The organism is Aestuariivirga sp. (genome assembly GCF_020252405.1).
GTDB lineage: Bacteria > Pseudomonadota > Alphaproteobacteria > Rhizobiales > Aestuariivirgaceae > Aestuariivirga.
In genome coordinates this window covers 128,867-136,604 of sequence record NZ_JADCDA010000018.1, presented here as the reverse complement: position 1 = coordinate 136,604, position 7,738 = coordinate 128,867, and the positions used below count along the sequence as shown (strand labels likewise).

Here is a 7,738-nt window from a genome sequence, read left to right as displayed (position 1 = left end):
GGCACAAAGTCATGAACCGAAGCCGGCAAAAGCCACGCCTGATCTACTTCCCACGATCGAAATGTCTTGCTCATAACCCGAGTGAATCAAATTCTATCCCCGCCGTCTAGGCTGTTTTCCAGACAGGCTCCTAGCAGAACAACGGCGATCTCGTCTGTCGCGGAAGCGGCGTTGACTGGAACCTGCTCTCCGGCGGTGACGGCGGAGAGTCGGCCATCGATCCGGCGGACGGAAATTACGTCTACGGCGAATACATCTTTCTCCTGATCCACCGGGCCACCAACGGAACCGGACCGTCCGTGGACATCGTCAAGGGCCTGTCGGATGCCGGCGCCGGCAGAGCCCTGTTCACTGCCCCGTTCGAAATCGACAAATGGAACCCCAATACGATGTGGGGCGGAAGCACCTCACTGTGGCGAAGCACGAACCTCAAGAGCCCGGTTCCGCAATGGCGGAAGGTATATTCCGCGAGGGATTACATCAGCGAGATCGCGCTCGGCGGTTCGAATAACCTTTGGTTCGGCACGGCGTCGGGGCTGGTCTACAACAGCCTGAACGCCTCGTCCGCCAAGCCCGGCTTTGCGCTGAAAAACGCCGGATTGCCCACCGGCCGGATGCTGCTTTCGCTCACCCCCGGCAAGGACCCGGCGAACACCGTCTACGCGGGCTTCGGCGGCTAAAATAGCGGCAATCTGTGGCGAACGGTCAATGGCGGCGCCACATGGACCAACATCCACGGCTCGCTTCCGGCAACCCCCATCTCTGCCATCGAGACGCAGCCGGGCAATCCCAGCCGCGTCTTTGTGGGAACGGAAGTCGGGCTTTTCACCAGCGAGAATGGCGGTACGACGTGGAGCGCGACGAACGACGGCCCCGCCAATGTCGCTGTCTTCGACCTGTTCTGGCTGAACAACCAGACGCTCGTCGCAGTGACCCACGGGCGCGGCATGTTCAAGGCAAACATCGGCGCCCCAGTGATCCTTTCAGCGAAATAGGCCGTCCACAAACAGCGCGGAAGCCGTGTCACGCGGCTTCGCCCCTTCCGGCGCATCCGGAGCAGACGGGTCAACCGCTGTAGCCGTAAACCGGGTTCAGCGTGTTGCGCACCAAACTGTCCAGGGCGGCCGCCTGCTGTTCCGTCACATAGTCGCGCCAGCCGCCGACCTTGCCGCGCCTGACCTTGAAGCTCGACGGATCGCCGGCATTGCCCGGCTTCATGCTGCGGTGCGCGCCGGGCTTGCTGGCGTTCTCGATTTCCATGTGGCGCATGTTGTTGATCGAGGCGAAGCTCACCGCGTCATCAAGATCGGCATCGGCGGGATGCTGGCCGAGGAATTCGAGAATGCGGCGCAGCTGGCCCTTCGTGTCGGCGCGGAGGTCCTCGTACTTCACCACCAGCAGCTTTTGCATCCGGGGCTGTGCCCTGGCCCAGTCATTCATGAACTCGACGATCTTCGGGATGCCCGCCTGCGCCCCGGCGATGAAGTCATGGACGCTGGTGTCGTCCGCCAGAGGATAACCGTTGATGACCTTCTTGCGCGTCGCCATGCGGTGCTTCCACTGGAAGAACTGCGACACCGCCGTGTCGCAAGGATCGCGCACCAGCAGCACCACGGGAAGACCGGCATAGACCTCCGCCTTGCGGTCATGGCCGAGATAATCCTTCAGGTAATTGTCGTGACTGAAGAACAGCACCGGCACGCCGGGGCGGCGATCGCGGAACTCATCGAAACCCGAGATCGAGCCGCCGGCATAGCCGTTTTTCCTGGCGAGATAGCGCCACAGCAGCACGCGCACCCAGGTGCGGCCGCTCTTGCCGAAGGAGACGATTGCGGCGTCCGCGGCATCGCGCTTCTTCACCTCCTCGTAGCCGCGGAACCAGCGCTCGAAGCGGATGCCCACCCCGCGCGGCAGCACGAACGAGCCATGCGAAATGATTTCGCGCACGGCCACGCGAATGTCGAATGAATTGGGAACGGGCATAACCTCTGGACTTTCAAAGCGGCGCCGGCGCGCCGGACATAGCAAATCGCCGCCGCATCGGCAACGCGCCGTCCCTCAGGCGCGGAGGCTCACATTGCATGCAAGGAGATGAGCGATGCGGCTTTCGCCCGCGGGCGCGCGCTCGGCGCGCTGGTGGATGTCGAGATCGGGCTTGCCATTGCCCTCGATGATCATGGCGCCGTCCGCCAGCATGGCGACGTCCCAGCCCACCACCACGCGCTCGGGGAAGGCCTCATGCGCCTTCACCGCCAGCGCCACCACTTCCGGCCAGTGCGGCAGGGTGCGGCCGGCGAAGCGGACGCCGCTGACGGGGTGCGTGTCGCGCCAGCCGACGTCCGGCCGGATGCCGATGTCGGAGGCGATGCCGATGACGCCCGTCGTCAGATCCACCGCCGCGGCCAGGCCGCCCTGGTGGAAATTGTCCACGACCGGATTGCCGATGGCCATGCGGAAGGCGGCATTGGTGGCCTCCGCCCGGCCCTGCTCGTTGCGGCAGGTGAGCACCCGCACGGTGGCGAGCGCGCCGTTCGAGATGTCGTCAAGGGCCGGATGGTTGGCGAGGCGCGGCTGGACGAGGAAATCGTCCTTCAGCGACTGGCGGGCGAGCTTCTCCATCAGCTGGCCGCGGGTCATGGTTTCGCCATGGGCGTTGCGATAGCGGCCCCCGCCGATGAAATCCCAGCGTTCCATGCGGTGGCCGCCGGAGCCGGAGCGCGGCTTCACGAAGAGATCGCCATCGGGCAGCACGGCGCTGCCACCCTTCAGCGGCTGGCGCCCGCCCTTCGAAAAATGCATGAGAACGGGCACGGCGCTGACACCCCGCGCATGGCAGTGCCCGGCGAACCAGATCTTGTCGTCCATGCCATCCGCAGCCTCGGGCGGCTGCAGCAGCGAATAGGCGGGACCGATGGTTTCATGCGCGGTGAGATAAAGATGCGCAAGCTTCTTGCGCTCGGCCAGGTGCAGCTCGAACATGTAGTACCAGAAAGGCGCAATCGCGAAGCGCGACGCCATCTCGACCTGGCCCAGGACCTGCGCGGCCGGGCTTACGCCCGAACGCCGGGCGACGGCGCGGGCATTGCGGCGCGCGAAAACGAAAACGGCAATGGGCAGCGCGATGGGCCAGACGATGGCCGCGACGATGGCCTTCAGCGGACCCCATGGCAGCTGCCAGTAGACCCAGGCATAATAGCGGTGAAGATATTCGGCGGGCGGCAGCGCCAGCGTGGGCTTACCGCGGAACACGCGGCGGAGCGCCATGGGAAGCCCCGCAACCATGTAGGCAAAGCCCTCGCCGGCCACCAGCAGGGCCTTCCAGGCAGCACCCTTCAAAGTCGTCAGGCGATCGCCGGGGCTGAGGCGGGTGTCTTGCGGGGCAGGCATTTGAATCGCGGCGTCCAGAATGGTGAAAGAGACACGCTCATAGGCCGAAAAGGCCGCGGATGCGAGCCACGGCGCGGGCGAGGCCATCCTCCAGCGGTTGCGGCGCGGTGTTGGCCGGCGGGCCGCCCAGCCACTGCACATGGCCCGACTGGACGAGCTGGCGGTGGACCACGCGCAGGTCACGCGAGAAGCGCGGCGGCGCGTGGTTGATGAGCAGGCGGAAGACGGTCGCACCGAGGCTGCGGCCGCGCGGCGCCATGCGTCGGGAGTCGAGATCGCGGCGGATGGCATAGGACCCCTCCTCGATGTCGAAGAGCAGCACGGGTTTTCCGGTGCTGACGGCCTCCGACATCATCGAAATCGAGTCCGCGGTGACGATAATGCGGCTGGCGAGGCCGAGGACGGCGTGGAAGGGGTTGTCCGCCGCATCCGGCTGCCAGCGGTGGAAAAAAACCGGAGCGGCTATGGCGGCCTGCAGCGCATCGGCTGCCGCTTCGCCGGTGCGGGCGCTGGTGGTGACAAGGAGTGACCCGCCATCGGATGAGGCCAAAGCCGAGGCCTCGCGGCCGAGGCGTTTCGCCGCCTCCGGCGTGAAGCGATAGGGGCCGCTCGAACCGCCCGCCAGCACCGCGGTGAAGGGCTGCGGCAGGTGGCCGAGCAGCGGCGCCCAGCGCGCCGCCTCCGCCGCCAGCCGCCCCGGCGTTGCGTCATGCACGGGCAGCGGATTGTGCAGCACGTTGGGCGCCTGCGGCAGCCGGTATTGCGGGGTGGTGATGACGAGGTCGAAGCGTGGGAGAGCGGCCCAGGGCGTGCCGACGAAGACAATGCGGAGCTTCGGGTTCCGCCTGCGGAGCCAGAAGGCCACCGCCTCCGCGGCGCGGCCCGAACAGATGACGAGGTCTGGCCAGGGCGCCTCAAGGGGACTCGAGGCCGCGAGATCAACCCCCGCCAGGGTCGGCAGGCTCATCAGCCGCAGCAGGGCCTCATGGCGGCGGTAGCGGAGCTGCTTCGACTCAGCAGGCCAGCCCAGGGCGCCGGCAAGGGCGCGCAGCTGGGTGTTGTCGCCGGAGTGCGGGCTGGTCAGGATCCAGGTTTTCGGGCTGCGGTTTTTCAGGCGAAATTTCCGTTCTGCGGCAAAGACTTGGACCTTGTGACAGAGAGCCGCGCGCGGGCGGCGTTGGACGTTCGGGTCAGTACATGATAGAGGGAACCCTTGTCAGCAACAGTTTCGGGGATTGTCATGGCTTCGACCGGCAATGCCGGGGCCACCCGGCCTCACATCTTCATCCAGACGAACGACAAGCAGTCGATCGGCGCCATCGTGTCCGCCTATTCGATGAAGCGTTCGGCCCACGCCGGCGAGTTCGACGTGACGATCATGAACAAGGACGCCTATCCGTTTTTCGCCAGGCGCGACGGGCAGACCTACAAGCGCCACGGCGTCGACCGCGTGTGGCTGGAGAATGACCTGCAGTCCTTCACCCTTACCCGCTTCCTGCCGCCGCAGCTGATGGGCTACCAGGGCCGCGCCCTTGTCGTCGATCCGGACGTCTTCGCGGTGCAGGACGTCTGGGAGCTCCTGACGCGTGACATGCAGGGCAAGGCCATCATGTGCCGCGGCTCCAAATTCAAGAACGGCGCCTATGCCTCATCCGTCATGCTGCTCGACTGCGCCAGGCTGAAGCACTGGGACGTGGAGAAGAGTTTCAACGAGCTGTTCGAGGGCAAGCGCGATTATCACCAGTGGATCTCGCTCCTCATGGAAGATCCCAACACCATCGGCGTGTTCGAGAACGCGTGGAACGACTTCGACAGGCTGACGCCCGCCACGAAGATGATCCACAACACGCGCCGCCGCACCCAGCCGTGGAAGACCGGCCTCAAGGTCGACTACACCCCGACCGAGTTCGTGCCGGTGATCGGCTGGATCATGCGCATGCGCCGCAAGATGTTCGGCGAGCATGCGCTGCTCGGGCGCTATGCCAGGCACCCGGACCCGAAGCAGGAGCAGCTGTTCTACGGACTGCTGAAGGGCGCCCACGAGGCCGGCATGGTGACGGATGCCCAGATCAGGGAAGCCATGGACAAAAACTACATCCGCCATGACTCGGTCGAGATGATGAAGGCCGCGCCCAGCCTGCCGCCGCTCGCCGAAATGAAGGCCGCGGCCTGAGCCCGCCTCACGAGACGCATGAGTCAGGGCCGCCCGCGGACGCGCTGCGGGTGGCGCTTTTCACGGGCAACTACAACTATATAAAGGATGGTGTGGCGCTGACGCTGAACCGCCTCGTGGCGTTTCTCGAAAAGCGCGGCGTGCCGGTGCTGGTCTTCGCGCCGGTGGCGGAGACGCCTGCCTTCGAACCGGCCGGCGAGCTGGTGCCCGTGCCCTCCTTCGCCATTCCCACGCGCAGGGAATACCGCATCGCCACGGGGCTGCCCGAAGCGCAGCGCAAACGGCTGGCGGATTTCCGGCCCACGCTGTTCCACATCGCGGTGCCGGACATCCTTGGCTACCGGGCGCTGAGGCTGGCGGAAAAATGGAACGTGCCCGTCGTCGCCTCCTATCACACCCGCTACGACACCTATCTGCGCTTCTATGGCCTGGGTTTGTTCGAGAAACTCGGCCGCCGCTACATGAAGAATTTCTACAACCGCGTGCGCCGCGTCTATCCGCCCTCCGAGTCCATGGCGGAGATCATCCGCGCGCAGGGCCAGTCGCGGCATGTGGAGGTGTGGGCGCGCGGCGTGGACAGCGAGCTGTTTTCGCCCGCGCGGCGCGACATGGCGTGGCGGCGCGCGCTCGGCATTGCGGACAATGAGGTGGCGGTCAGCTTCGCCGGGCGGCTGGTGAAGGAGAAGAACACCGCCGTCTACATGCGGGTGATGAACATGCTTGCCGCGCGCGGCCTCAGGGTGAAGCCGCTGGTGATCGGCGACGGACCGGAGATGGCGGCGATGAGGGCGGGGCTGAGGAACGGCGTGTTCGCAGGCTTCCTGCATGGGCAGGAGCTGGCGCGGGCCTATGCCTCCTCCGACATCTTCTTCTTCCCGTCGGAAAGCGAGACCTTCGGAAATGTGACGCTGGAGGCCATGGCGAGCGGGCTTCCGGCCGTGAACGCGATTGCCAGCGGCAGCACCTCGCTCGTGGTGGAAGGCGAGACGGGATACCTGGTCAGCGCGCGCGACGAGGCGGGCCTTGCCGCGAGGCTCGAACAGCTGGCAACCGACGGGGGCCTGCGCATTCGCATGGGCGGGGCGGCCCGCGCGCGGGCGCTGAGCTTCAGCTGGGACGCCATCCTCTCCGGCCTGCTCGACAGCTATCGAACGGTTCTGCGCGAGGCCAATGTCCGCTGACCCGACGATCTGGATCCTGTCGCGCGGGCGTAAGGGCGACCTCGATCAGATGCTGGCGCTGGCGAAGGCCACGGGCTGGCCCCATGAGGTGAGGAGGCTGCGTTTCGCCGGGCCGGACATTCCCGTGTTTTCGAAGCTGCTGCTGAGGGACAAGGTCTCGCCGCCGTGGCCCGGCCTCGTGCTCGTCGCCGAGGCTTCGCCCAGCGTGATCGCACGCGAGATCAAGCGGCGTTCGCCCGGCACGCGCATCGTCTGTCTCGGCCGGCCGGCGGGTTCTCCCAAGAATTTCGATCTCGTCATCACCACCGCGCAATATCGCATTCCGGCCGCCGCCAATGTGGTGGAACTCTCCATGCCCCTGTCTGAAGGATTGGAGACCGGCGCCAGCAGCCGCACAGGTCCGATCGCCCTGGCGATCGGCGGACCGGCCTTCCCCGACCTGTTCGACGGCGCGGCGGCAGAAAGGCTCGCCGCCGATGCGCTGGCCCATGCGGCGAGGACCGGCGCGACCCTCGACGCGGTGACCGGCCCGCGCACGCCGCCAGACGCCATTGCGGTGCTGGAACGCCGCATCACCGCGCCGCACCGGCTGAGCATATTCGGGCGCGGCGGGAACCGCTACCTGGAGGCGCTCGCCGGGGCCGCCGCGATCATCGTCACGAGCGATTCGGTCTCCATGGCGGCCGATGCGCTGGCGAGCGGAAAGCCCGTCTCCGTCTACTGCCTGCCGCAGGCGCTGAACGCCAAGTGGAAGCTGGGCAGCTGGCTCTACCGCAATGCCGTCGAGGTGCGGCAACCGCTGCTGGCTCCCGTGCGGTGGCTGTTCGATGCGGGCGTCATCGAAGTTGCGCCGGACCGACGCAAGCTGTTTGCGCGCCTTGTTGCCGAAGGCCGGCTTGGCTGGTTCGGCGAAGCCGCGCCGCCACCGCAACCCGGCGCCGCGCGGCGCGACCTTGAAATCGCCATCGAGTCGCTGCGTAAGCTGATGCGCTGAACC

Annotated in this window: 8 protein-coding genes; 5 read left to right on the top strand and 3 right to left on the bottom strand. The window is 66.4% G+C overall.

What is annotated here, in order from left to right; translation table 11 throughout:
* The first annotated feature begins 299 nt into the window (after positions 1-299).
* Positions 300-680 (top strand): hypothetical protein, encoded by a 381-nt coding sequence (locus IOC69_RS04500; RefSeq protein WP_290542335.1) that lies wholly within the window; start codon positions 300-302, stop codon positions 678-680.
* A gap of 123 nt (positions 681-803) precedes the next feature.
* Complete coding sequence (locus tag IOC69_RS04495) at positions 804-995, top strand: hypothetical protein (protein ID WP_290542334.1); 192 nt, start codon at positions 804-806, stop codon at positions 993-995.
* Between the two features lie 70 nt (positions 996-1,065).
* Here the strand turns inward: IOC69_RS04495 and IOC69_RS04490 are convergent, their stop codons facing one another.
* The 3 genes from IOC69_RS04490 to IOC69_RS04480 all read right to left on the bottom strand — a co-directional run bounded on the left by IOC69_RS04490 (position 1,066) and on the right by IOC69_RS04480 (position 4,471).
* Positions 1,066-1,983: a sulfotransferase domain-containing protein gene (locus IOC69_RS04490; protein WP_290542333.1), complete on the bottom strand. Its 918-nt coding sequence runs from the start codon at positions 1,981-1,983 to the stop codon at positions 1,066-1,068.
* Between the two features lie 75 nt (positions 1,984-2,058).
* Entirely contained in the window at positions 2,059-3,387 is a 1,329-nt protein-coding gene (locus tag IOC69_RS04485) for a sugar-transfer associated ATP-grasp domain-containing protein (protein WP_290542332.1), read from the bottom strand.
* Between the two features lie 37 nt (positions 3,388-3,424).
* A complete protein-coding gene (locus IOC69_RS04480; protein WP_290542340.1) occupies positions 3,425-4,471 on the bottom strand; it encodes an ELM1/GtrOC1 family putative glycosyltransferase in 1,047 nt (348 codons plus the stop codon).
* 156 nt (positions 4,472-4,627) lie between these two features.
* On the opposite strand from IOC69_RS04480, the gene IOC69_RS04475 reads away from it, so the two are divergent.
* The 3 genes from IOC69_RS04475 to IOC69_RS04465 are packed head-to-tail and all read left to right on the top strand — an operon-like array spanning position 4,628 to position 7,735.
* Positions 4,628-5,560, top strand: coding sequence for a hypothetical protein (locus IOC69_RS04475; RefSeq protein WP_290542331.1), 933 nt, complete (start codon positions 4,628-4,630; stop codon positions 5,558-5,560).
* Between the two features lie 50 nt (positions 5,561-5,610).
* Positions 5,611-6,741 (top strand): glycosyltransferase family 1 protein, encoded by a 1,131-nt coding sequence (locus IOC69_RS04470; protein WP_290542330.1) that lies wholly within the window; start codon positions 5,611-5,613, stop codon positions 6,739-6,741.
* Positions 6,731-7,735, top strand: a complete 1,005-nt coding sequence (locus IOC69_RS04465; RefSeq protein WP_290542329.1) for an ELM1/GtrOC1 family putative glycosyltransferase — start codon at positions 6,731-6,733, stop codon at positions 7,733-7,735. Before IOC69_RS04470 ends, IOC69_RS04465 begins: the two co-directional genes overlap by 11 nt.
* Positions 7,736-7,738: the final 3 nt, after the last annotated feature.

What these genes read in the sequence shown, in the direction of transcription:
- IOC69_RS04465 (WP_290542329.1), top strand. Translation starts at nt 6,731, where the DNA reads ATGTCCGCTGACCCGACGATCTGGATCCTGTCGCGCGGGCGTAAGGGC.
- IOC69_RS04490 (WP_290542333.1), bottom strand. Translation starts at nt 1,983, where the DNA reads ATGCCCGTTCCCAATTCATTCGACATTCGCGTGGCCGTGCGCGAAATC.
- IOC69_RS04485 (WP_290542332.1), bottom strand. Translation starts at nt 3,387, where the DNA reads ATGCCTGCCCCGCAAGACACCCGCCTCAGCCCCGGCGATCGCCTGACG.
- IOC69_RS04475 (WP_290542331.1), top strand. Translation starts at nt 4,628, where the DNA reads ATGGCTTCGACCGGCAATGCCGGGGCCACCCGGCCTCACATCTTCATC.